Source organism: Arthrobacter sp. NPDC058192, assembly GCF_042883665.1.
Classification (GTDB): Bacteria; Actinomycetota; Actinomycetes; order Actinomycetales; family Micrococcaceae; genus Arthrobacter.
The window spans coordinates 20,478-44,171 of record NZ_JBHVVJ010000016.1 but is presented as its reverse complement, the minus strand read 5'-3'; the positions used below and the strand labels follow the sequence as shown (position 1 = coordinate 44,171).

Annotated in this window: 19 protein-coding genes and 1 pseudogene; 12 read left to right on the top strand and 8 right to left on the bottom strand. The window is 67.1% G+C overall.

Annotated elements, in window-relative coordinates:
• Nucleotides 1-15 precede the first annotated feature (15 nt).
• From ACFVVK_RS15940 to ACFVVK_RS15925, 4 genes are all read right to left on the bottom strand, one after another.
• Entirely contained in the window at nt 16-996 is a 981-nt protein-coding gene (locus tag ACFVVK_RS15940; protein WP_390268916.1) for a pilus assembly protein TadG-related protein, read from the bottom strand.
• Nucleotides 984-1,358 (bottom strand): TadE/TadG family type IV pilus assembly protein, encoded by a 375-nt coding sequence (locus tag ACFVVK_RS15935; RefSeq protein ID WP_390268915.1) that lies wholly within the window; start codon nt 1,356-1,358, stop codon nt 984-986. Before ACFVVK_RS15935 ends, ACFVVK_RS15940 begins: the two co-directional genes overlap by 13 nt.
• A gap of 79 nt (nt 1,359-1,437) precedes the next feature.
• Nucleotides 1,438-1,656, bottom strand: a complete 219-nt coding sequence (locus ACFVVK_RS15930) for a Flp family type IVb pilin (protein WP_390268912.1) — start codon at nt 1,654-1,656, stop codon at nt 1,438-1,440.
• Nucleotides 1,657-1,871: 215 nt separating this feature from the next.
• On the bottom strand, nt 1,872-2,537 hold the full coding sequence (locus ACFVVK_RS15925; RefSeq protein ID WP_390268909.1) for a prepilin peptidase: 666 nt from the start codon (nt 2,535-2,537) through the stop codon (nt 1,872-1,874).
• A 308-nt stretch (nt 2,538-2,845) separates the two neighbouring features.
• On the opposite strand from ACFVVK_RS15925, the gene rplM reads away from it, so the two are divergent.
• The 3 genes from rplM (at nt 2,846) to glmM (ending at nt 5,354) form a co-directional block, all read left to right on the top strand.
• A complete protein-coding gene (gene rplM, locus ACFVVK_RS15920) occupies nt 2,846-3,289 on the top strand; it encodes a 50S ribosomal protein L13 (RefSeq protein WP_015937805.1) in 444 nt (147 codons plus the stop codon).
• 36 nt (nt 3,290-3,325) lie between these two features.
• A complete protein-coding gene (gene rpsI / locus ACFVVK_RS15915) occupies nt 3,326-3,835 on the top strand; it encodes a 30S ribosomal protein S9 (protein ID WP_090950867.1) in 510 nt (169 codons plus the stop codon).
• 157 nt (nt 3,836-3,992) lie between these two features.
• Complete coding sequence (gene glmM / locus ACFVVK_RS15910) at nt 3,993-5,354, top strand: phosphoglucosamine mutase (protein WP_390268906.1); 1,362 nt, start codon at nt 3,993-3,995, stop codon at nt 5,352-5,354.
• A 24-nt stretch (nt 5,355-5,378) separates the two neighbouring features.
• Here glmM and ACFVVK_RS15905 read toward each other — a convergent pair whose 3' ends face one another.
• Together ACFVVK_RS15905 and coaA are read right to left on the bottom strand one after the other, a co-directional pair.
• Nucleotides 5,379-6,332 (bottom strand): D-alanyl-D-alanine carboxypeptidase family protein, encoded by a 954-nt coding sequence (locus ACFVVK_RS15905; RefSeq protein ID WP_390268903.1) that lies wholly within the window; start codon nt 6,330-6,332, stop codon nt 5,379-5,381.
• Between the two features lie 5 nt (nt 6,333-6,337).
• Complete coding sequence (gene coaA, locus ACFVVK_RS15900) at nt 6,338-7,303, bottom strand: type I pantothenate kinase (RefSeq protein WP_390268900.1); 966 nt, start codon at nt 7,301-7,303, stop codon at nt 6,338-6,340.
• Between the two features lie 166 nt (nt 7,304-7,469).
• On the opposite strand from coaA, the gene glmS reads away from it, so the two are divergent.
• From glmS to ACFVVK_RS15860, 8 genes and pseudogenes are all read left to right on the top strand, one after another.
• Nucleotides 7,470-9,362 carry a glutamine--fructose-6-phosphate transaminase (isomerizing) gene (gene glmS / locus ACFVVK_RS15895; protein WP_390268897.1) on the top strand — a complete coding sequence of 631 codons (1,893 nt, stop codon included), beginning with the start codon at nt 7,470-7,472 and terminating at the stop codon, nt 9,360-9,362.
• Between the two features lie 4 nt (nt 9,363-9,366).
• Nucleotides 9,367-9,714, top strand: coding sequence for a holo-ACP synthase (locus ACFVVK_RS15890; protein ID WP_390268894.1), 348 nt, complete (start codon nt 9,367-9,369; stop codon nt 9,712-9,714).
• A gap of 75 nt (nt 9,715-9,789) precedes the next feature.
• The gene (locus ACFVVK_RS15885; RefSeq protein WP_390268891.1) at nt 9,790-11,361 is read left to right on the top strand and encodes an NAD(P)H-hydrate epimerase; all 1,572 of its coding nucleotides are present in this window, start codon (nt 9,790-9,792) and stop codon (nt 11,359-11,361) included.
• 90 nt (nt 11,362-11,451) lie between these two features.
• A complete protein-coding gene (gene glgX, locus ACFVVK_RS15880) occupies nt 11,452-13,923 on the top strand; it encodes a glycogen debranching protein GlgX (RefSeq protein WP_390268888.1) in 2,472 nt (823 codons plus the stop codon).
• Nucleotides 13,920-16,274, top strand: coding sequence for a malto-oligosyltrehalose synthase (gene treY / locus ACFVVK_RS15875; RefSeq protein ID WP_390268885.1), 2,355 nt, complete (start codon nt 13,920-13,922; stop codon nt 16,272-16,274). Before glgX ends, treY begins: the two co-directional genes overlap by 4 nt.
• Before the next feature lie 58 nt (nt 16,275-16,332).
• Nucleotides 16,333-18,108, top strand: coding sequence for a malto-oligosyltrehalose trehalohydrolase (treZ, locus tag ACFVVK_RS15870; protein WP_390268883.1), 1,776 nt, complete (start codon nt 16,333-16,335; stop codon nt 18,106-18,108).
• A gap of 49 nt (nt 18,109-18,157) precedes the next feature.
• Nucleotides 18,158-19,187: pseudogene (gene mgrA, locus ACFVVK_RS15865) on the top strand (L-glyceraldehyde 3-phosphate reductase).
• Nucleotides 19,188-19,360: 173 nt separating this feature from the next.
• Nucleotides 19,361-20,446 (top strand): inositol-3-phosphate synthase, encoded by a 1,086-nt coding sequence (locus ACFVVK_RS15860; protein WP_390268879.1) that lies wholly within the window; start codon nt 19,361-19,363, stop codon nt 20,444-20,446.
• A gap of 336 nt (nt 20,447-20,782) precedes the next feature.
• Here ACFVVK_RS15860 and ACFVVK_RS15855 read toward each other — a convergent pair whose 3' ends face one another.
• Nucleotides 20,783-21,004: a hypothetical protein gene (locus ACFVVK_RS15855; RefSeq protein ID WP_390269128.1), complete on the bottom strand. Its 222-nt coding sequence runs from the start codon at nt 21,002-21,004 to the stop codon at nt 20,783-20,785.
• Between ACFVVK_RS15855 and ACFVVK_RS15850 the strand changes: the two genes are divergently transcribed.
• The gene (locus ACFVVK_RS15850) at nt 20,978-21,100 is read left to right on the top strand and encodes a hypothetical protein (protein ID WP_390269140.1); all 123 of its coding nucleotides are present in this window, start codon (nt 20,978-20,980) and stop codon (nt 21,098-21,100) included. The two genes, ACFVVK_RS15855 and ACFVVK_RS15850, sit on opposite strands and share 27 nt — an antisense overlap.
• A gap of 802 nt (nt 21,101-21,902) precedes the next feature.
• On the opposite strand, the gene ACFVVK_RS15845 is transcribed toward ACFVVK_RS15850, so the two are convergent.
• Nucleotides 21,903-23,636, bottom strand: coding sequence for a formate--tetrahydrofolate ligase (locus ACFVVK_RS15845; RefSeq protein WP_390268876.1), 1,734 nt, complete (start codon nt 23,634-23,636; stop codon nt 21,903-21,905).
• Between the last annotated feature and the right edge of the window lie 58 nt (nt 23,637-23,694).

Genomic DNA, 23,694 nt, shown 5'->3' with positions numbered 1-23,694 from the left:
AGCGTGACTTCACTGTTAGGGCACTCCAATGGTTAGACGGACTGTCGAAGTCCCGTAGGCCGGTGCCGCGCCCAGTTCGAAGGCGTCGGACAGAGAGACATAACGGACGAAATAGCCCCTGATGGTCTTGTTCTTGATCGTTCCGCCTGTTGTCCAGCTGTTGCTGGCAAAGTGGTAACCAGTGACATGGAAGGCGGCGAATCCGATCACGTAGTACTTGCCGCTGGAGCCATTACCCGTGGCCACGTCATACAGCGGGAGAAGGACTGTTTGGTCGTTCATCTGGCTCAAGTCCGCAGCAGAGCACTCGGTTGGTGCGCTCGCACCCGTGTTGCTGGAGAACCATACGCCAGGGTTGTTTGCCTGTCCGGCCGACAGCGTCACCCCGCAACTTGCATCGCTGTCCGAAATCCAGCCGAAGCCGCCCGGGATCTCGCCGCAGCCGCCGGAGTCCATGTCCAGAACCTGTTCGGCGCCGGCCAGTGAACCGGGCTGAAGATTGAACTTGCATTTGGCGATGGCCAGGGGCAGAAGAATCGTGCCCTTGGACGGCGTCCCCCACTGCACACGGGATGTAGCTGTTACTTCGGCGCTTGAAAATCCCAGGACCCGGGCGAAGAAGAGTGAGACCTGATTGGGCGCGTGCCCGGCTTCCTGTGCCCCGGCTGTCACCGTTACAGTGCGGGCCGTTTTATCCAGGACGAGGTCGGCGATGTTGCTCGCGCCGTCACGGGCGTTGCCGTTGGCGAGGTTGCGGGGGAGGGCGGACGTGGTGGAGCAGTCGGCGTCGTTGATGTTTCTGGCGCACGTTTGGGCGATAGCCAGCGCGGCGGCGTCTGCCCCGTTGCGCAGTTGGGTCCGCTCGGCATAAAGCATGCCGACGTCCACCGCGAGGGCGGCGAACCCCAACAGGGTCACCATGAGGATGGCGACCAGGATACTAACGGCCCCGCGCTCGCCGTCCGTTCCGGGGGATCCCTGCGCTATCCGCCGCACAGCATGACTCCTTGGCCTTCCATCGCGAACGGGCCTGCGATGCCTGTCATGGTGGGGAGCGCATACCTGATGGTGAAGGTCACTTGGGCTCCGGTGGTGCACCTAGCGGGGTTGATGGTGATGTTGGAGTCGTTCAAACCCGGAGTGAGTGCAGCCGACGCGTTCATGGCCGCCGTGCGGGCAGCGCCGGGGTTGTTGACGATGGCCATCACACGGACGCCTTCGCGGGCAGCGCTGGAGAGGGTGACCTGGGCGTTGTACGCGCGGCCGAATTCCATGATGCCCAGCAGCAGCATGACCAGGATGGGGGCGAGGAGGGCGAATTCCACGGCGACGGCTCCCCGCTCGGATGCCCTCGGCATGGCGTCCTCTCATCGAAACTGTTTATGTAGTTCGGCGGCGGGTTCCGCCGCCGCCGCCGAACTGAGGTGAATACTTACGCTAGGCCGTGCATGCGGTACCGCTCCATTTCGGCGTAGCCGGAGTGCTGAGCTGGCAATTGACCCCTTGGAACATGTCAGTCAACGTGCCGCCAAGAAGGCTTACGGCCACGATGATCACGACGGCGATAAGGGCGACCATGATGCCGTATTCGACGGCCGTCGCGCCTTTCTCATCGCCGCGGAGGCGGACGGAGAGGTTGGTGTAAAGAGCAAGCATGGGAGACTCCTGAGCGAGTTCGGGGCTGGTCCTGCACCAGCACTTAGGGAAACGTAGCAAGCGCCGACATGCCGACGATTCGACTTTGACGCATCCTGTGCTAAGGCTTCCCAATGTGCATCTTTCCTGCACATTCCCTGCGCCCACACTGCGCTTAGCGGGTGCCGCTGCCTGCAGGCACGGCCCGGGCGGTGAGTCGCGACCTTGAGCGGCACTTAGGGCAGCAGCAAAATAACGGCAAGGGCTGCGGCCAGCATCGACGGCCCGTAAGCCACTTCCCTTTGCTTGTTTCCGCGGGCTTTCAGCACCGTGACCGCGGCGGCGATGCCGCCAACGACGAAGCCCAGGGCCCCGCCATAGAACAAGTGGGCCCAGCCCAGGTAGCCCAGGTACAGGCCAAGCGGTGCCGCAAGCTTCACGTCGCCCATTCCGAGTCCGTTCCGGCTGGTCAGAGCCAGCACGAGGTACAAGCCGAACAAGATGCCGGCGCCGGCGAGCCCACGCAGCAGGCTGCCTGCTTCCCCGGCGGCTCCCGCGGCGGCCCCCAGGAACACCAGCCCCGCCCCCAGCAGCGGCAGCACCATCCGGTTCGGCAGCAAGTGGTGGGTCAGGTCGATCCGCGCCAGTTGGACGCCGGCGGCGGCCAGCAGCAAGTAGGCGGGAAGTTCGGGGGACAGTCCGAACCGCCACGCGAGCAGAGCGGACACCGAAAAGCTGACGGCCGCCGTCGTGCTTCTCATTCTTGCCGTCGGGGAGCCGGCGAGGTGGGGGAGCATGCGCCGGACAAGGAGGTCGGCCAGCAATCCGAGGGCCGTTCCGGCGGCACCGATTCCCACAACGAACAGCGGCGACACGGAGCCGGCAGCGGCGGGATAGAACACGGTTCCTCCTTAGGATGCGACGGGACGGCGGTGGGCGGCACGCCCAACAGTACGCATCCGGACAGGCCATTTTGACCCAAGAGGCGCCGGTCGGCTATTCTTGGTAGTCGTTGTGCGTGTCCTACTCGATGGTGCGTGCCCGCTTGAGAATCCGGTTGCAGGATAACTACTCAACGTGCACATTCGAGACCTCAGGATGACTGGTTACATAGAGCCCTCACCTCTGTTCCGGTAGCGCATAGATAGTAGGTGCACCTTTAGCGTGACGCCTAAAACAAGAACGCCAGAACAAGAACGAGGCAAACACCGTGCGTACGTACACCCCGAAGCCCGGCGATATCAACCGCCAGTGGCACGTCATTGACGCCACCGACGTTGTCCTTGGTCGTCTCGCCAGCCAGACCGCAATCCTGCTGCGCGGCAAGCACAAGGCCACCTTTGCGTCCCACATGGACATGGGCGACTTCGTCATCATCATCAACGCTGAAAAGGTTGCCCTCACCGGCGCCAAGCTGGAGCAGAAGCGCGCATACCGCCACTCCGGTTACCCGGGCGGCCTGACCTCCGTCAACTACGCGGAGCTGCTGGAATCCAACCCGGTCCGCGCCGTGGAGAAGGCCATCAAGGGCATGCTCCCGAAGAACTCCCTCGCTGCACAGCAGCTGGGCAAGCTGAAGGTGTACCGCGGTGCTGAGCACCCCCACGCCGCCCAGCAGCCCAAGACTTTCGAAATCACCCAGGTCGCCCAGTAGTCCTGGCCACCAACCAACTTTTTATCAAGGAGAATCGTGGCTCAGAACGAAGAACTGACCACCGAAGCCGTCGAGGCTGAGGAAAACCTGACCAGCTACACCTCGGAGAGCGGTGCTGCAGAAGCAGCTGCGCCGAAGAAGGAACGCCCGGCACTGACCGTCGCCGGCGCTGCAGTTGGCCGTCGCAAGGAAGCCGTCGCACGCGTTCGCGTTGTGCCGGGCTCCGGCAAGTGGACCATCAACGGCCGCGAGCTGGCGAACTACTTCCCGAACAAGCTGCACCAGCAGGACGTCAACGAGCCCTTCAAGATCCTCGATCTTGACGGCGCCTACGACGTCATCGCCCGCATCCACGGTGGCGGCATCTCCGGCCAGGCCGGTGCCCTGCGCCTCGGCATCGCCCGTTCGCTGAACGAGATCGACGCCGAGAACAACCGCGCCACCCTGAAGAAGGCCGGTTACCTGCGCCGCGACGCTCGCGTCATCGAGCGTAAGAAGGCCGGTCTCAAGAAGGCCCGCAAGGCCCAGCAGTACTCCAAGCGCTAAAAAGCGCCTTCCCAACAGCCGGCCGCTTGCGCGACCGGCTGTTGGGACCCTTTTGGGGCAATTTCAAAGCTCCACGAAAGCCCGTTCCGCCACTCGGCGGGACGGGCTTTCGCCGGTTAAATCGGACTTACCCCCGCGATCGACTAAACTTGACCCGATGTCTAGATTATTTGGAACCGACGGAGTCCGGGGCTTGGCGAACGGTCTGCTGACCGCCGAGCTCGCATTGCAGCTGGCTCAGGCCGCCGCCGTCGTACTTGGCCATGAACGTAACGCGACCGGGAACCGGCCGCGCGCCGTGGTGGCACGGGACCCTCGGGCCAGTGGCGAGTTCCTCGCGGCCGCCGTGGAGGCCGGCCTCTCGAGTTCGGGCGTGGACGTCTACGACGCGGGCGTGCTCCCGACCCCGGCCGCCGCCTACCTCGTGGCCGACCTGGACGCCGACTTCGGCGTCATGATCTCCGCCTCGCACAACCCGGCGCCTGACAACGGCATCAAGTTCTTCGCACGGGGTGGCCAGAAGCTCCCCGACGACGTCGAGGACGCCATCGAATTGCAGCTCGGCAATGAGGCCATGCGGCCCGTTGGCGGCGAGGTGGGGCGCATCCAGCGGTTCTCCGATGCCGAGGACCGCTACGTCGTGCACCTGCTCGGAACGCTTCCGCACCGTCTGGACGGCCTGAAGGTGGTCCTCGACTGCGCCCACGGCGCGGCCAGCGGCTGTTCCCCCCAGGTGTTCGCGGACGCCGGCGCTGATGTGATCGTCATCGGCGCCGAGCCGGATGGCCTCAACATCAACGACGGCATCGGGTCCACGCACCTTGGCCCGCTCAAGCGCGCCGTCGTCGAGCACGGTGCGCACCTCGGCATCGCCCACGACGGCGACGCCGATCGTTGCCTCGCCGTGGACCACGAAGGGAACGAGGTGGACGGCGACCAGATCATGGCGATCCTCGCCCTCGCCCTCAAAGCCTCCGGGAAGCTCCGCGACGACGTTCTCGTGGCCACCGTGATGAGCAACCTTGGCCTGAAGATCGCCCTGCGCGAGGCCGGGATCAGCCTGCGCGAGACCGGCGTGGGGGACCGCTACGTGCTCGAGGAGATGCGCGACGGCGGGTTCAGCCTGGGCGGCGAGCAGTCCGGCCATGTCATTTTTGCCGACTACGCGACCACCGGCGACGGCGTGCTCACCGGTCTGCAGCTGGCGGCCCAGGTGGCACTCACCGGCCGTCCGCTCAAGGAACTCGCAGCGGTGATGACGAAGCTTCCGCAGGTTCTCATCAACGTCAAGGGCGTGGACCGCGCCCGGGTCAAGGACGACGCTGCCGTAGCCGAGGCCGTTGCCCGCGCCGAAGCCGAGCTCGGCGACACCGGACGGGTGCTGCTGCGCCCCTCCGGTACAGAGCCCGTGGTGCGCGTGATGGTTGAAGCCGGGGATCAGAACACCGCTCAGGAGGTCGCAGAGCGCCTGGCCCAGGTGGTCCGGACCGAACTGGCCCTGGCACTCGTCGCCGACTAACCGCCCGGGAAAGGTTCCGGCAGCCTACCGGTAGCCCGGCGCGGCTTCCAGGCCGAAGTACTGCTCCAGGGTGGCGATGCTGCGGGACTTCATATCCGTTGCCGCCTCGATGCCGATATACCGCAGGTGCCAGGGTTCATAAAAGTAGCCGGTGATTTCCTGGAACGTCCAGGGGTATCGCACCACGAAGCCGAAGCGGTGGGCCTGCGCCGCTGCCCACACGGCCGCCGGTCGGGAGCGGAAATTGGGCTGGAAAGCGTCCGCTCCGCTGCCGTCGCCGATATCGAAGGCCCACCCCGTCTGATGCTCGGAAAAACCCGGCCGGGCGGAGGCCGTGTCAGCCGCGGCCTGCCCCTGTGCCCTCACCCAGCCGCTGTAGGTGACTTTTTGGGTCGCGAACGAACGGTACCCGCTGGCCAAGGTAATGATCACCCCGGCCGCGGCGGCCGCAGCGAACATCCGCTCTGCCGCGGCCGCCGTCGTGCTGTTCAGCAGCGAAGCCTCACCGGAGGTGGCCAGCCGGACGGCCGGCCGGACCAGGTCCGGCGGCACGAAGGTGGCGGGGGAGAGCGGCCGGTGCTTGTTGACCACCACCCAGGGGCTGGTGGGGTCCGAAAGTGAATGCTTCGGCCCCGGTGCGGCGGCTGATGGCGGTGATGCTGACGCAGCAGCGGCGGAGGGGGCCGCGGGCGTAGCGACCGCGGATGACGGATTTGCCGGCGCCGGCGTGGATGGCGTCCCGGCCGCGGAGCTGGACGCCGAAGCCGCGGCAGGCCGTGTGAAAGTGTCGGGGCCCGGCGTAGGCCCCGGAGTGCCCGAGGGCACGGCAGCCTGGTCGGGAGTGCAGGCGCTCAAGGCCGCGAGGCCGCCGCCCGCCACCAGGAAACGGCCGAAGGCCCGGCGGCTCGGCGCTTCGCGGCCGCCTGACCGGCCCGCTGGCTGCTCTTCAGGCGTCCCGTCCGCACCGTCGTAGCACATGCGTGCTAGACCTTCCTCAGCAGCATGCGCCGGATGGAGTGGTCGGCTTCCTTGGTCAGAACCAGCTGTGCCCGGCCGCGGGTAGGAAGGACGTTTTCCTCCAGGTTGGGCTCGTTGATGCGCTTCCAGATATCGCGGGCTGTCTCTTCGGCCTCGGCATCGGACAGCGTTGCGTAGCGGTGGAAGTAGGATTCGGGCTGCGCGAAAGCTGTGGTGCGCAATTTGCGGAAGCGGTCCACGTACCACTCCTCGATATAGGACGTCTTGGCGTCGACGTAAATGGAGAAATCGAAGAAATCGCTGAGGGCGAGGCCCTGCCGGCCATCGTGCCGCGGCCGCGCCGGGGCCAGGACATTCAGTCCCTCAACAATCAGCACGTCCGGCCGGCGCACCACCACCTCCTTGCCCGGGACGATGTCGTAGGTGACATGGGAATACCATGGGGCGCGGACTTCCTCGGCGCCGCCCTTGATCTCGCTCACGAAGCGCAGCAGGGCCCGCCGGTCGTAGGACTCCGGAAAACCCTTGCGCTCGAGCAGCTGCCGGCGTTTGAGCTCAGCCAGCGGGTAGAGGAACCCATCCGTGGTGATGAGCTCCACGTTGGGGGTGCCGGGCCAGCGCCGGAGCATTTCCCGCAGCACGCGGGCGATGGTGGACTTGCCGACAGCCACAGAACCCGCCACACCGATGACAAACGGCGTGCGCTGCGTCGTCTCGCCGAGGAAGGTGGTGGTGGCCGCGTGCAGTTGACCGGCAGCCTCCACGTAGAGGTGCAGGAGGCGGGACAGGGGCAGATAGACCTCCCGTACTTCCTTGATGTCGAGGGGGTCGCCGAGGCCCCGCAGGCGGAACACGTCCTCCTCGTTGAGGGGCTGCTCCATCTGGGCAGCGAGCCGGGACCAGGTCTGCCGGTCCAGCTCCACGAACGGGGATACACCTTCCCCGGTCGCTTCATTGCGTTGCAAAGTCACACCTGAGATTCTGCCCTTCACGGCGCCGAGAGCGAAATGGACGGGCCGGTGGGAGGCGCAATGGAGCTCCGCGCCCCGCGAAGCGTGCCCCACAAGAGACGCGCGCCGGTGTCCGAACAGTCCTGTCCCACGTCCCACCTCCCGGAAACCCGCTAGGCTTGACTCCATGTGTGGAATCGTTGGATATGTGGGCCACTCAGATGGCCGGGTAAATGCTGGACACAACGCCTTGGATGTTGTCCTCGAGGGATTGCGGCGCCTGGAGTACCGCGGCTACGACTCCGCGGGCATTGCGGTGGTCGCTGACGGCACTATTTCTTCCCGGAAGAAGTCTGGCAAGCTGAACAACCTCGTCGCCGAGCTGGAGACGCGGCCGCTGCCGGATTCGCTCACGGGCATCGGCCACACGCGCTGGGCGACCCACGGCGGCCCGACGGACCAGAACGCGCACCCGCACCTGGCCGACGGCGGCAAGCTGGCGCTGATCCACAACGGCATCATCGAGAACTTCGCCGAGCTCAAGCAGGAGCTCCTGGCCAAGGGCGTGACTTTCCAGTCCGAGACGGACACCGAAGTGGCGGCCGCCCTGCTCGGCAACATTTACCGCAACGAGCTCGGCGGGGACGCAGCCAAGGGCGGCCTGACCCGGGCCATGCAGCTTGCCTGCCAGCGGCTCGAAGGCGCCTTCACGCTGCTCGCCGTCCATGCCGACCAGCCGGACGTAGTGGTCGCAGCCCGCCGGAACTCCCCGCTCGTCGTGGGCCTCGGCGAGGGCGAGAACTTCCTCGGCTCCGACGTCTCCGGCTTCATCGACTACACCCGGCGCGCGGTGGAACTGGGCCAGGACCAGATCGTCACGATCACCGCCGACGCCGTCGACATCACGGACTTCTACGGCGCCCCCGCCGCAGGCAAGGAATACGAAGTCAACTGGGACCCGGCTTCCGCCGAAAAGGGCGGTTTCCCCTCCTTCATGGAAAAGGAAATCCACGACCAGCCCGACGCCGTGCTCCAGACCCTGCTGGGCCGCTCCGACATCCACGGCAAACTGACCCTCGACGAACTCCGCGTCGATCCGCAGGTGCTCAAGAGCGTCGACAAGATCATCGTCCTGGCCTGCGGCACCTCCGCCTACGCCGGCCAGGTGGCAAAGTACGCCATCGAGAACTGGTGCCGGATCCCCACCGAGGTGGAGCTTTCGCACGAATTCCGCTACCGGGATCCGATCGTTGACGAGAACACCCTGATTGTCTCCATCTCCCAGTCCGGCGAGACCATGGACACCCTCATGGCAGTCCGCTACGCCAAGGAACAAGGCGCCAAGACCGTCTCGATCTGCAACACCAACGGATCCACCATCCCGCGGGAATCGGACGCCGTGCTCTACACCCACGCCGGACCCGAGATCGCCGTGGCCTCCACCAAGGCGTTCCTCGCCCAGATCACCGCCGCCTACCTGCTGGGCCTTTATTTGGCACAGCTGCGCGGCAACAAGTTCCAGGGCGAGATCAAGGACATTCTGGCCGACCTGGGCAAGATCCCGGCCAAGATCAAGAGCATCCTCGACAACGAGGCCCAGATCAAGGAACTCGGCCAGTCCATGGCCGACGCCAAGTCCGTGCTGTTCCTGGGCCGCCACGTCGGTTTCCCGGTGGCGATGGAGGGCGCCCTCAAGCTCAAGGAGCTCGCCTACATCCACGCCGAAGGCTTCGCCGCCGGTGAACTCAAGCACGGCCCGATCGCCCTGATCGAGGAAGGCCAGCCCGTTTTCGTAGTGGTCCCGTCCCCGCGCGGCCGCGACTCGCTGCACGCCAAAGTGGTCTCCAACATCCAGGAGGTCCGCGCCCGGGGCGCCAAGACGATCGTCATCGCGGAAGAGGGAGACGATGCTGTCAAGGCCTACGCCGAGCACGTCTTCTACATCCCGGAGACCCCCACACTCCTGGCCCCGCTGCTCGCCACGGTTCCGCTGCAGATCTTCGCCCTCGCACTCGCCTCGGCCAAGGGTTACGACGTGGACCAGCCACGCAACCTGGCCAAGAGCGTGACCGTAGAGTAACGCCATGATCGTAGGCATCGGCGTAGACGTCGTAGACATTGACCGGTTCGGGCGCCAGCTCGAGCGCACCCCCGGCCTGCGCGACAGGCTGTTCGTGCCCGCCGAGCGGGAATTGAACACCCGCTCCCTCGCCGCCCGGTTCGCGGCAAAGGAGGCTGTGGCCAAGGTGCTGGGCGCGCCGGCCGGCATGAACTGGCAGGACTGCTGGATCGGGCTGGACCAGAACGGCCCCACAGTCCAGGTCAAGGGCACCGTGCTGGCCGTTGCCGAGTCCAAGGGCGTCAAACGCTGGCACTTGTCGATGAGCCACGACGGCGGGATCGCCACTGCGACGGTTATCGCCGAAGGTTGATCGCAACCGGGCCGGAAAGCTCCGGCCCGCGCCCCACGCACTTCCCAGCGACTGCACCGCGAATGGAGTGAAGCCATGATCAGCGCCTACACCGGAACCCAGGTTCGGGAGGCGGAGAAGCCTTATCTCGACGACGTCCGGGGCTCCGGTGCGGGCGCTGTTCTCATGCAACGGGCGGCCTACGGCCTCGCCAACGCCGTCGTCAGCGGCCTGCGCCGCCGCGGGCAGCGGCTCTACGGCGCCAGGGTGGCCGTCCTGGCGGGCAAGGGCAACAACGGCGGCGACGGACTTTTCGCCGGCGCGCTGCTGGCCCGCCGCGGCATGCGGACGACGGCGGTGCTCACCGCCGGCGCCGCCCATGACGCCGGGCTCGCCGCGTTCCGGAAGGCCGGCGGACAGGCCACGGTCCTGACCGGGGACAACGTGGCCGAGCTCGCCGCTCTGGCCGGCGGCGCCGACGTCGTGATTGACGCGGTCCTTGGAACCGGGGCCGAGGGCGGGCTCCGGGGCCACGCCGCCGCGCTGGTGGAGGCGCTGAACCGGGAGGCTCGGAACCGTGAGGCTCGGAACCGAGTAGGCCAGCACCCCGCCCGGGCCGCCCTCGTGGTGGCCTGCGACGTCCCGAGCGGCGTCGACGCGGACACCGGGGAGGCCCATGCCCCGGTCCTGGCCGCTGATCTGACCGTGACCTTCGGTGCCGCCAAGGCCGGCCTGCTCACGGACCCCGGCGCGGACTTCGCCGGCAGCATCCGTGTCATCCCCATCGGGATCGAGGAAGGGCTCCCTTGGCCGGCCCTGCGGCGGTTTGAAACCGAGGATCTTTCCGCCCTGCTCCCGCGCCCGCAGCGGCGGGCGCACAAGTACACCAGAGGCGTGCTGGGGGTGGTCGCGGGCTCCGCCGCCTATCCCGGCGCCGCGGTGCTGGCCTGCAAGGGCGCCCTGGCGGCCGGCGTCGGGATGGTGCGTTACCTTGGGCCGCCGGAGGTCGCCGACCTCGTCCGCCAGTCATGCCCCGAGGTGGTGTGCGGCGCCGGAACCGTGGCGGATGCGCACGTGCAGGCCTGGCTCGTGGGTCCGGGACTGGATGACTCCGATGAGGTCCAGCTCCAGCGCGCCCGCGACGCCGCAGACTCGGGCCTGCCGACCGTCGCTGACGCCGGCGCTTTGCCGGCCCTGCCCGATGTGCTCGCCCCGCAAGTAATCCTGACGCCGCACGCCGGTGAACTGGCGGCATTGCTGCAGCGCCTCGGGGTTGATGTGGACCGCGCCGCGGTAGAAGGATCCACGCTCAGCGCCGCGCGGCGGGCCGCGAGCCTGACAGAAGCCACGGTGCTGCTCAAGGGAGCAACCACCCTGGTCGCTTCCCCCTTCCAGGACTTCTACAGCCAGGCCGAGGGCACGGCCTGGATCGCAACGGCAGGCAGCGGCGACGTCCTGGCCGGAATCATGGGCGCGCTGCTTGCGCAACTGGGTGCCGACGTCGGGCGCTTCGGGGAGCGGGGCATCGATCCCGACGAACGCTGGGCGGCCATTGCCGCAATGGCGGCCAGCGTGCACGGGCGTGCCGGCGTCCTGGCCTCGGGCGGGGGGCCCGTCACGGCCAGCGGCATCGCCGAAGCCGCCCGGGAGGTGCTGCGAAACGTGTAACAAACACCGCGCTCAGTGTTTCGCGACAAATGCTAACCCTACTTACAAGTAGTCTGTCTAGAGATCATCCGTCACCCAAGAGGAGTACAAATGGAAGTCTGGCCCGGAACGGCTTACCCGCTGGGAGCCACGTTTGACGGCACCGGCACCAACTTTGCCCTGTTCAGCGAACGCGCGGAACGCGTGGAACTGTGCCTCCTGGCTGATGACCTGACGGAAACCCGGATCGAACTCACCGAGGTGGACGGGTACGTGTGGCACTGTTACCTGCCGCACATCCAGCCCGGCCAGAAGTACGGCTACCGCGTCCACGGCCCCTACGACCCGGACAGCGGGAACCGCTTCAACCCCAACAAGCTGTTGCTGGACCCTTACGCCAAGGCCATCCAGGGCCAGATCGACTGGGACCCGGCGCTCTTCTCCTACAACTTCGGTGACCCGTTGTCCCGGAACGACGCCGATTCGGCCCCCCACGCGATGCACGGCGTGGTCATCAACCCGTTCTTCGACTGGGACAACGACCGCCAGCTCCGGGTCCCGTACCACGAGTCCGTCATCTATGAAGCCCACGTCAAGGGCCTGACCGAATTGCACCCGGAAGTTCCGGAGGAGCAGCGCGGCACCTACGCCGGCGTCGCGCACCCGGCGGTCATCGAGCACCTCCAGAAGCTCGGCGTGACGGCAATCGAGCTCATGCCCGTCCACCAGTTCGTCAATGACGGCACACTCGTGGAGAAGGGCCTGAACAACTACTGGGGCTACAACACCATCGGGTTCTTCGCCCCGCAGAACACGTACAGTTCCACCGGCGACGTCGGGCACCAGGTCCAGGAATTCAAGGCGATGGTGCGCGACCTGCACAAGGCGGGCATCGAAGTGATCCTGGACGTGGTGTACAACCACACCGCCGAAGGAAACCACCTCGGACCCACCCTGTCCTTCAAGGGCATCGACAACGCGGCGTACTACCGCCTGGTGGACGGCGACCTGAAGCACTACATGGACTATACGGGCACCGGGAACTCGCTGAACGTCCGCCACCCGCACTCACTGCAGCTGCTGATGGACTCCCTGCGGTACTGGGTCACGGAGATGCACGTGGACGGGTTCCGCTTCGACCTCGCCTCCACCCTGGCCCGGGAATTCTACGATGTGGACAAGCTGTCCACCTTCTTCGAACTCATTCAGCAGGACCCGGTCGTCTCTCAGGTCAAGCTGATCGCCGAACCGTGGGACGTTGGACCCGGCGGGTACCAGGTGGGCAACTTCCCGCCGCAGTGGACCGAGTGGAACGGCAAGTACCGGGACACGGTCCGTGACTTCTGGCGCGGCGAACCGTCCACCCTGGGTGAGTTTGCCTCGCGGCTGACCGGATCCGCCGACCTCTATGAGAGCTCTGCGCGGCGGCCGGTGGCCTCCATCAACTTCGTGACGGCCCACGACGGCTTCACGATGCGGGACCTCGTGTCCTACAACGAGAAGCACAACGACGCCAACGGCGAGGGAAACAACGACGGCGAGTCCCACAACCGGTCCTGGAACTGCGGGGCCGAAGGTGACACCGATGATGACAAGGTACTTACTCTGCGGGCCCGCCAGCAGCGCAACTTCATCGCCACCCTGCTGCTTTCACAGGGCGTCCCGATGATCCTGCACGGCGACGAGCTGGGCCGGAGCCAGCTGGGCAACAACAACACCTACTGCCAGGATTCCGAGCTCAGCTGGGTGCACTGGGACACCATGGACCAGCCGCTGGTGGAGTTCACGGCTGTCGTCAACAAGATCCGCCGGGAGCACCCCACCTTCCGGCGCAGCCGCTTTTTCGACGGCCGGCCGGTGCGCCGCGGCGAAGGCGAGAAGCTGCCGGACATCGTGTGGCTGAACACTGACGGCAAGGAGATGCTGCCGGAGGACTGGGACAGCGGCTTCGGCCGGACCATCGGCGTGTTCTACAACGGGCACGGCATCCAGGAGCAGGATTCGCGCGGGCGCCGCATCACCGACGACAGCTTCCTGCTGGCCTTCAACGCCCACGACGGCGACGTGGACTTCCTGCTGCCGGCCGAGGAGTACGCACCGTACTGGGAGCTTCTGGTGGACACGGCCGACGCCGGCGAGACCACGGAACCGTTCAAGGCGGGACATGTCCTGACGCTGGCGGCTAAGTCGATGGTGGTGCTGCGCGCCTACTCGGGCCCCGAGGTGGAGGTGGACTACTCGGCCGCCGCGTCCCTGGCTGCCATGGCCGAGGTCTCCGAGACCGAGGCTCTGCAGGAGGCTCCCGCTGAGGAGCCCGCAGAGGCGGCAGCGGAGAAGCCGGCTGAAGCGGAACCGGAGAAGCCGGCTGAAGCGGAACCGGAGAAGCCGGCTGAAGCGGAACCGGAGAAGCCGGCTGGCGAACCCGAGGCTGCCGCGGAGGCCCCGGCGGAGGAGAAGCCTGCCGAGGAGAAGCCGACGAAGGCCGCCCCGGCGAAGGGTGGCTCCGCCAAGGGCTCGAAGTCCAAGGACGCGAAGGCGGCCATTGCCAAGAAGCCCCGGACCAAGAAGGGCCCCGCATCATGAGGACGCCCGTCTCAACGTACCGCCTGCAGATCCGTTCCGGCTTCACGCTGCAGGACGCCGCGGAGATCGTGCCCTACCTGAAATCGCTGGGCGTGGACTGGATCTACCTCTCACCGATTCTGACCGCAGAGCAGGGTTCGGACCACGGCTACGACGTCACTGACCCGTCCGCCGTCGACCCCGAACGGGGCGGCGCGGAGGGGCTGCTGGCAGCATCCCAGGCCGCGCGGGCGGCGGGCATGGGCGTCCTCGTCGACATCGTGCCCAACCACGTCGGCGTCGCGACCCCGGCCCAGAACCCGTGGTGGTGGTCCCTTTTGAAGGAGGGGCGGCAGTCGCGCTACGCCCAGGCGTTCGACGTCGACTGGGACTTTGGCGGCGGCCGCGTCCGGATTCCCGTGCTGGGCGACGACTCGGACGTCGACGCGCTTGAGATCCGGAACGGCGAGCTGCGCTACTACGACCACCGCTTTCCCCTGGCCGAGGGAAGCTATACCGCAGGTGATGACCCGCGCGAGGTCCACGACCGGCAGCATTACCAGCTGGTCGGCTGGCGCCGTGCGGACAATGAGCTGAACTACCGCCGGTTCTTCGCCGTCAACAGTCTGGCCGGAATCCGGGTGGAGGTTCCCGAGGTCTTTGATGAAGCCCACGCGGAGGTTCTCCGCTGGTTCCGCGAGGGTCTTGCCGACGGTCTGCGGATCGACCACCCGGACGGGCTCGCCGATCCGGCAGGCTACCTCCGTCGGCTGCGGGAGGCCACCGGCGGCAGCTACGTGCTGATCGAAAAGATCCTGGAGCCGGGGGAGCGGCTTCCGTCCGGGTTCGACTGCGACGGGACCACCGGCTACGACGCCCTCGCAGACGTGGACCGGGTGTTCGTGGACGCCGGCGGCCAGGAGGTCCTCGATGCCCTCGACACCGAACTGCGCGACGGGCAGCCCACGGACTACGAAGCGATGATCCGGGGCACCAAGCGCCGCATCACGGACGGGATCCTGCATTCGGAGATGCTCCGGCTGGCGCGGCTGGTGCCCGCCGATGCCGGCCTGACCGAGGACAAGGCGGCGGATGCGCTGTCCGAGATCATCGCGGCCTTTCCGGTGTACCGCAGCTACCTGCCGGACGGGGCGGATGTCCTCAAGGAAGCCTGCGAACTTGCGGCGGGCCGCCGGCCGGAACTGGACCACGCCATCCGGCTGCTGCTGCCGCTCCTGCTTGACGCCGGCCTCGAGCCCGAGGCGGAGCTGGGACGCCGGTTCCAGCAGACCTCCGGCATGGTCATGGCCAAGGGCGTCGAGGACACGGCGTTCTTCCGCTACACCCGGCTGGGCACGCTGACCGAAGTCGGCGCCGAACCCACGGAATTCGCCATCGCGCCCGAAGAGTTCCACGCCCGGATGGCGCGGCGCCAGGCCGAGATCCCGTTGTCCATGACGACGCTGAGCACCCACGACACGAAGCGCAGCGAAGACACCCGCGCCCGGATCTCGGTCCTCGCGGAGCGGGCGCCGGAGTGGCAGGCCTCCCTGCGGCGGCTGCAGAAGCTGGCACCCCTGCCTGACGGGCCCCTGGCCAACCTCCTGTGGCAGGCAGTCGCCGGCGTCTGGCCGGCGGACCGCGACCGGCTGCAGTCCTACGCCCAAAAAGCCGCCCGGGAAGCCGGCAACTCGACGAACTGGCTCGACCCCGACCCGGAATTCGAGCGGAAGCTGGCCGCCGCCGTCGACGCTGCCTTCGATGACCCTGCCGTCCGCGCGGAACTCGAAAACCTCGTGTCGCTGCTTGAGCCGTACGGGGCCTCCAACGCCCTGTCGGCCAAGCTCGTCCAGCTCACCATGCCGGGCGTCCCTGACGTGTACCAGGGCACGGAATTCTGGGACCGGTCATTGACGGATCCGGACAACCGCCGGCCGTTCGACTTCGGCGCGCGCCAGCGTGCCCTTGCCGCGCTCGACGCCGACGCGCGTCCGGCGTCGTTCCTCGACGACTCGGCCAAACTCCTCGTCACCTCGCGCGCCCTGCGCCTGCGTCGGGACCGGCCCGAGCTGTTCGCCGGCTACGCTCCGGTTGTCGCCACGGGCCCGGCCGCCGCGCACCTGCTCGCGTTTGACCGGGGCGCATCCGGCACAGGCGCACTGGACTCAGGCGCACCGGGCAAGGGCGCACTGACGCTGGCCACCCGGCTGCCCCGCGGACTCGAACAGCTTGGCGGCTGGCGGGACACCGTGATCCACCTGGGCAGCGCCATGGTGGATGACCTGACCGGCAACGTTTTCGGTCCGGGTGCCGTGGAGGTGGCAGACGTACTCGCCGCCTACCCGGTGGCTCTGCTGGTGCCGGCGGCCTGAGCGCACCTGACAATCTGAGCAAACCTGACAAAACCGACTTGGGGAACGGAAGAATGCCATGACTTTGCCTGCAAACGGAAGCGAACGCTTTGATCTCTGGGCACCGAAGGCACGGGCGGTCACGCTGGTCGCTGGCGGGGCGCACTACCCGATGGAGCGCGTAGGCGACGGGCGCGACGGTTGGTGGAGCGCGGCCGGGGCACCCGCCTCCGGTGAGGTGGACTACGGCTACCTGGTGGACGGGGACTCCACGCCGCTGCCGGACCCGCGCTCCCGCCGCCAGCCCGCGGGGGTGCACGCGCTCTCGCGCACGTTCGACGCCGGGAGCCACCAGTGGTCGGACGGGCAGTGGGCCGGACGCGAGCTCAAGGGCGCGGTCATCTATGAACTCCACGTCGGCACCTTCACCCCCGAGGGAACCCTGGACGCCGCGACCGGGAAACTGTCGTATCTGGCGGAGCTCGGCGTCGATTTCGTGGAGCTGCTGCCGGTCAACGGGTTCAACGGCACCCACAACTGGGGCTACGACGGCGTGCTCTGGTACACCGTGCACGAAGGCTACGGCGGCCCCGCCGCGTACCAGCGCTTCGTGGACGCCGCCCACGCTGCCGGCCTTGGCGTCATCCAGGACGTGGTCTACAACCACCTGGGCCCCAGCGGGAACTATCTGCCGCGGTTCGGGCCCTACCTGAAGTCGGGGGAGGGCAACACGTGGGGCGACTCCGTCAACCTCGACGGACCGGACTCTGACGAGGTCCGCCGCTACATCCTGGACAACGCCGCCATGTGGCTGCGGGATTACCATGTGGACGGCCTGCGGCTGGACGCCGTACATGCCTTCAAGGACGAGCGCGCCGTGCACCTCCTGGAGGACTTCGGCGCCCTCGCGGACGAAATTTCCGCGGAGACCGGGCGCCCGGCCACCCTGATCGCGGAATCGGACCTGAACAACCCGCGCCTGCTCTACCCGCGGGACGCCAACGGCTACGGGCTGGCCGGGCAGTGGAGCGATGACTTCCACCACGCCGTCCACGTCAACGTCAGCGGTGAGGCCACCGGCTACTACGCCGACTTCGAATCGCTCGGGGCGCTGGCCAAGGTGCTGGAACGCGGGTTCTTCCACGACGGCAGCTACTCCAGCTTCCGGGGCCGCCACCATGGCCGGCCGATCGACCCGGCCCGCGTGCACCCCGCCGCGCTGGTGGTGTGCAGCCAGAACCACGACCAGATCGGCAACCGGGCCACCGGCGACCGGCTCTCGCAGACCCTCGGCTACGGGCAGCTCGCCCTGGCCGCCGTCGCGACCTTGACCGCGCCGTTCACGCCCATGCTGTTCATGGGCGAGGAATACGGGGCCAGCACCCCGTGGCAGTTCTTTACCTCCCACCCGGAGCCGGAACTGGGCAAGGCGACGGCCGAAGGCCGGATCAAGGAGTTCGAGCGCATGGGCTGGGACCCCGCCGTCGTGCCCGATCCGCAGGACCCCGCGACCTTCACCCGGTCCAAACTCAACTGGGCCGAGGCCGCCGAGGGGGAGCACGCCCGTCTCCTGGAACTGTACCGGGCGCTGATCGCGCTGCGCCGCACGACGCCGGACCTGACGGATCCCGGCTTCGCGGACACGGCCGTCGAGGTTGACGAGGCCGAGCGCTGGCTGCTGCTGCGCCGCGGCCGCACCGAAGTGGCGCTGAACTTTTCCGCCGAGGCGCGGCGGGTGCCCGTCCGCGGGGGCTCCGTCGCGCTGGCCACCGACGACGGCGTTCGGCTTGAGCCGGGCGGCTCCGCCGGCAAGCTTGACCTCCCCGGCCACAGCGCCGCGATTCTCACAAACTAAGGATTCCCCGGAACCCACGGGTTCCAGGAACGGACGAAGGATGGAACGCATGACGTACACGGCAGCGGAGACCCGCTACGACTCGATGCCCTACCGCCGCGTGGGGCGCAGCGGGCTGAAACTCCCGGCCATCTCCCTGGGCCTGTGGCACAACTTCGGCGATGACAAGCCGTTCGAGGTCCAGCGCGCCATCCTGCGCCGCGCCTTCGATCTGGGCGTCACCCACTTCGACCTCGCCAACAACTACGGGCCGCCCTACGGCAGCGCCGAAACCAACTTCGGACGCCACCTCAAGGACGACTTCAGGCCCTACCGGGACGAACTGATCATCTCCAGCAAGGCCGGCTACGACATGTGGCCGGGCCCCTACGGCAACTTCGGCTCCCGCAAGTACCTGCTGGCCAGCCTCGACCAGTCTCTGGGCCGGATGGGGCTGGAGTACGTGGACATCTTCTACAGCCACCGGCCCGACCCCGAGACGCCGATGGAGGAGACCATGGGTGCCCTGGACCAGGCCGTGCGTTCCGGGAAGGCCTTGTACGCGGGCATTTCGTCCTACACCGCGGAACAGACCCTCGAGGCGGCACGGATCCTCAAGGACCTCGGCACCCCGCTGCTGATCCACCAGCCCAGCTACTCAATGCTGAACCGAGAACGGCAGCCCGAACCTCTACGAGGCGCTGGAGCAGGTGGGCGCCGGGTCCATCGCGTTCTCGCCGCTGGCGCAGGGCATGCTCACCGACCGCTACCTGCAGGGCATCCCGGCCGACTCCCGCGCCGCCCAGGGCAAGTCGCTGGACGAAGGCATGATCAGTGACGAGAACCTGTCCCGCGTCCGCGGGCTGCAGCGGATCGCCGAGGGCCGCGGTCAGACGCTGGCGCAGCTGGCGATCGCCTGGATCCTGCGCGAGCAGACAAAGGGCTCGTCCGTCACGTCCGCACTGGTCGGCGCGTCCAGCGTCCGGCAGCTCGAGGACACACTGTCCGCTATCAACAACCTGGATTTCACGGCCGCCGAGATCGGCGCGATCGATGAGTTCGCCGTCGAGTCCGACATCAACCTGTGGGCCCAGAAGTAGCCGGCCCCTCACCCGACACAAACGCCGGGGCCGCGGGGGAACAACCGCGGCCCCGGGGGTGTTGATTAGACTACTAAGGGCGCCTCATGGCGCCGTGTCCGCCAGCCGCCCGCACCACTGATGCAGTACACCAGAGTGCGGCCGCGCCGGTCACCCTGCTCAAAAGGAGTTCCGTGTCTTCACATCCGATTCGTGTTGCAATCGTCGGCGTAGGTAACTGTGCCGCTTCGCTGGTCCAGGGCGTCCAGTACTACAAGGATGCCGACCCCCAGGCCACGATCCCTGGCCTGATGCACGTGGAGTTCGGCCAGTACCACGTCGGCGACGTCGAGTTCGTTGCCGCGTTCGACGTCGACGGCAAGAAGGTCGGCCAGGACCTCTCCGCCGCCATCCTGGCCAGCGAAAACAACACCATCAAGATCGCCGATGTCCCCCCGACCGGTGTGACCGTCCAGCGCGGCCACACCCTGGACGGCCTCGGAAAGTACTACCTGGAGACCATCGAGCAGTCCCCGGCGGAGCCGGTCGACGTCGTCCAGGCCCTGCGGGACGCCCGGGTTGACGTGATGGTCTGCTACCTGCCGGTCGGCTCGCAGGAGGCTGCCGAGTTCTACGCCCAGTGCGCGATCGACGCCGGCGTGGCGTTCGTCAACGCCCTGCCCGTGTTCATTGCCGGCACCAAGGAGTGGGCTGACAAATTCACCGCCGCCGGGGTGCCGATCGTGGGCGATGACATCAAGAGCCAGATCGGTGCGACCATTACGCACCGCGTGATGGCGAAGCTGTTCGAGGACCGCGGCGTGACCCTGGACCGGACGTACCAGCTGAACGTGGGCGGCAACATGGACTTCAAGAACATGCTGGAACGCGACCGCCTCGAGTCGAAGAAGATCTCCAAGACGCAGGCCGTGACCTCCAACGTCGAGGCCGAGCTGGCCGCCAAGGACGTCCACATCGGCCCGTCGGACTATGTCCAGTGGCTCGATGACCGCAAGTGGGCCTTCGTGCGCCTGGAGGGCCGCAACTTCGGTGACGCGCCGGTGTCGCTGGAATACAAGCTGGAGGTCTGGGACTCGCCCAACTCCGCCGGTGTGATCATCGACGCCATCCGTGCCGCGAAGATCGGCCTGGACCGCGGCGTCGGCGGTCCGCTGGTGTCGGCGTCGAGCTACTTCATGAAGTCCCCGCCGGAGCAGTTCAACGACGACCTCGGCCGGGAAAAGGTCGAGGCCTTCATCCGCGGCGACCTGGAACGCTAACCCCGCCCCTTCTTCCCCGACGCTCCCGTAGTTGTGGGGTGTTCTGACCGGATGCTCCCGCGGTTGTGGGGTGTTCTGACCGGATGCTCCCGCGGTTGTGGGGTGTTCTGACCGGATGCTCCCGCGGTTGTGGGGTGTTCTGATCGGATGCTCCCGCGGTTGTGGGGTGTTGTGATCGGATGCTCCCGCGGTTGTGGGGTGTTTTCACACGATGCTCCCGCACCTTTGGTGCGGGAGCATCGTGCGTCCAGGGAGCCTCCGCCAGACGATTTTAGAGTGTGGTCGGGACCTGCCCGATCCTCCCTCACATTGCGCCGGTATCGGCGGGTCGCACCTTCAGAGTTGGCTGGAAAAGCCAGCAGCGGCCGACGGGGTAAGGGGCATCGAGCGGAGGATTCGTTTGATCCTGGTGAGGGCGCCCGCGAAGCCGTCCGCAAGGTCGTCTTTAGTCAGGGTAAGCACCGTCCATCCCGCTGCCTCAAAGGCCTTGTCACGTCGGCGATCGCTGAAGACTTGGTCGGGGAGTAAGTGGTGTCCGCCGTCGTACTGGACGGCCAGCCGCCGCCGGCGATACCCAAGGTCCGCCGTTGGGGACACCCGACCATCCTGGCGGAGCGGGAGCTGAAGCTCCGGCTCCGGGAGTCCGGCGTCTAAAATCGCGAGACGCAATAGTGTTTCCGGGCCTGAATCGGATCCCACACGCATCAGGTCCAGTGCCGCCCGTGCCCGGACGATTCCCTGCAAATTCGGGTGGCGGCTCACCATTGAACGTAGCCCATCGATGGTCGCGAAGGGCTCACTTCGTCCTTCAAAATTGAATCGGGGAATCCGAACGAGCTCGTCGCCCATACAAACCAACTCGGATACGCTCAGCCGACGGGCGAGATCGAGCCACGTCCTGGGACGCGTGCTGACCCGCATGCCGTCCGCGGTTTCGACCTCGTCATCCAAAGCCAGAACGGTGTGCCCGACGATGCCCTTGCGCCGAACCTCGGGTAGGTCCCGCGGCTTGCTAAGGTGCAGCTCCTCACAGTCAGAGAGCCACGGCGGCAACAGCTGACACCGGAGTCTGGCGGCTGTGACGTGCGAGATCCAGGCGCCCGGCGATGCCACCGACAGGGCGCGAGCCGCGGCCTCCAACTCGAAGCTCCATTCTGCGGGCCGGTAGAGCCCGCGGCTGACGTGCTTGATGTCGCGTTGCCTCAGTCTGCTTCTCGGCACTCCCCAGGTCCTGGCAGCCTCGATAGTGAAGGGCGCTTCGCTGAGTGGCCCCGGAAGCTCCGTTCGCGTTCTCATGCTGGCATTGTGGGCCCACTTGAACAGCCGCTGCAGAAGTTATCCACAGGCGGTCCGGATCTGCCCGGCGGCCGGCACATGAGGTGAGGGAGCGTTGGGTGGGGCGGCGCAGGATGTGAGGGAGCGTTGGGTGGGGCGGTGCGGGAGGTGAGGGAGGGTCTCAGGTGAGGCCGACGGGGTTGCCGGCCGCGTCGACGTCCATGCGCATCGCGGCCGGGACCTTGGGCAGGCCCGGCATGGTCATGACCGCGCCGGTCAGGGCGACGATGAACCCTGCGCCGGTCTTGGGAATGAGGTCCCGGACATGAATGATGAATCCCTTGGGCGCGCCGAGCAGAGAGGCGTCATCGCTAAAGGAGTACTGGGTCTTGGCCATGCACACCGGCATCCCGGACCAGCCGTTCTTCTCGATCTCCGCGAGCCGTTTGAGCGCCGGCACGGAGAAATCCACGCCGTCGGCGCCGTAGACCTCCTGCACGATGGTCCGGATCTTGTCCTCGACGGACATGTCCAGCGGGTAGAGGTGCCGGAAGCCTTGCGGGGCGTTCATCGCGGCAGCAACCTTCGCCGCGAGCTCGTCGCCGCCGTCACCGCCGCCGCCGCGGCCCCAGACGTCGGCCACCGCGGCCTGGACGTTCTCGGCGGCGCACCACCCCAGCAGCCAGTCCAGCTCCTCGGCCGCGTCGGTGGCGAATTTGTTGATCGCGACGACCGGCGTGATGCCGAACTTCTCGACGTTCCGGATGTGGCGCTGAAGATTCACGACGCCGGATGCGAGGGCCTCCACGTCGGGTTCCTTGAGCCGGTTCTTCACCACGCCGCCGTGCATCTTCAGCGCCCGGACGGTGGCCACGATGACGACGGCGGAGGGGGCGACGTCGGCCATCCGGGCTTTGATGTCCATGTACTTCTCGGCGCCGAGGTCCGCCCCGAATCCCGCCTCGGTGACGACGATGTCCGCGATGCTGCGGGCCGTCTGGGTGGCGATGAGGGAGTTGCAGCCGTGCGCGATGTTGGCGAAGGGCCCGCCGTGGACCAGTGCCGGGGTGCCGGCGATGGTCTGCACGAGATTGGGCTTGATCGCCTCTTTGAGCAGCAGGGTCAGGGCGCCCTGAACGCCGAGATCGGCCACGGTGACGGGCCGGCGGTCGTAGGTGTACCCGAACGTGATCCGCCCCAGCCGCTCGCGCAGATCGTCCAGGTCCGTGGCGAGGCAGAAGACCGCCATGATCTCGGAGGCCACGGTAATGTCGAAGCCGTCCTGCCGCGGGACGCCCTGGGCCGGGCCGCCGAGGCCGATGACGACCTCACGGAGTGCCCGGTCGTTCATGTCCAGGACCCGTTTGAACGTCATCCGGCGGGGATCGATGTTGAGCTCGTTTCCCTGGAAGATGTGGTTGTCCACGAGCGCCATGAGGGCGTTGTTCGCCGAGGTGATGGCGTGGAAGTCACCGGTGAAGTGCAGGTTGATCTGGTCCATCGGCAGCACTTGGGAGTAGCCGCCGCCGGTGGCGCCGCCCTTCATCCCGAGGATGGGACCGAGTGAGGGCTCGCGCAGCGCGACCATGACTTTGTGCCCGGCGCGGGCCAGGGAATCGGCGAGCCCGACCGTCAAGGTGGACTTGCCCTCGCCTGCCTGGGTGGGGGACATGGCCGAGACCAGCACGACTTTGCCGGGGGCGCGTCCCGGGCGCGCCGGGATCCCAGCGGCGGCATCCGCGGGGGCCCTCAGCTTCGCCGGATCGATCTTGGCCTTGTAGGGTCCGTAGAGCTCCAGCGCGTCCGGATTGATGCCGGCCGCCGCGGCAATCTCCTCGATCGGCTGGATAACTGCCTGCCGGGCAATCTCCAGGTCGCTGGGTACGTTGTTCCCGGGGTTGGTGGTCTCAGCCATCGTTGTCCTTCGGCTCGGGGCGTCGTCGCTGTAGCCGCTAGCTTATATGCGGTCCCGT

Bases quoted from the DNA above. Each gene is read 5' to 3' on its own strand.
- treY (WP_390268885.1), top strand. From the start codon at position 13,920: ATGAGGACGCCCGTCTCAACGTACCGCCTGCAGATCCGTTCCGGCTTC.
- ACFVVK_RS15905 (WP_390268903.1), bottom strand. From the start codon at position 6,332: ATGTGCTACGACGGTGCGGACGGGACGCCTGAAGAGCAGCCAGCGGGC.
- glmS (WP_390268897.1), top strand. From the start codon at position 7,470: ATGTGTGGAATCGTTGGATATGTGGGCCACTCAGATGGCCGGGTAAAT.
- ACFVVK_RS15885 (WP_390268891.1), top strand. From the start codon at position 9,790: ATGATCAGCGCCTACACCGGAACCCAGGTTCGGGAGGCGGAGAAGCCT.
- glmM (WP_390268906.1), top strand. From the start codon at position 3,993: ATGTCTAGATTATTTGGAACCGACGGAGTCCGGGGCTTGGCGAACGGT.
- treZ (WP_390268883.1), top strand. From the start codon at position 16,333: ATGACTTTGCCTGCAAACGGAAGCGAACGCTTTGATCTCTGGGCACCG.
- ACFVVK_RS15845 (WP_390268876.1), bottom strand. From the start codon at position 23,636: ATGGCTGAGACCACCAACCCCGGGAACAACGTACCCAGCGACCTGGAG.
- ACFVVK_RS15930 (WP_390268912.1), bottom strand. From the start codon at position 1,656: ATGCTTGCTCTTTACACCAACCTCTCCGTCCGCCTCCGCGGCGATGAG.
- ACFVVK_RS15890 (WP_390268894.1), top strand. From the start codon at position 9,367: ATGATCGTAGGCATCGGCGTAGACGTCGTAGACATTGACCGGTTCGGG.
- ACFVVK_RS15935 (WP_390268915.1), bottom strand. From the start codon at position 1,358: ATGCCGAGGGCATCCGAGCGGGGAGCCGTCGCCGTGGAATTCGCCCTC.
- glgX (WP_390268888.1), top strand. From the start codon at position 11,452: ATGGAAGTCTGGCCCGGAACGGCTTACCCGCTGGGAGCCACGTTTGAC.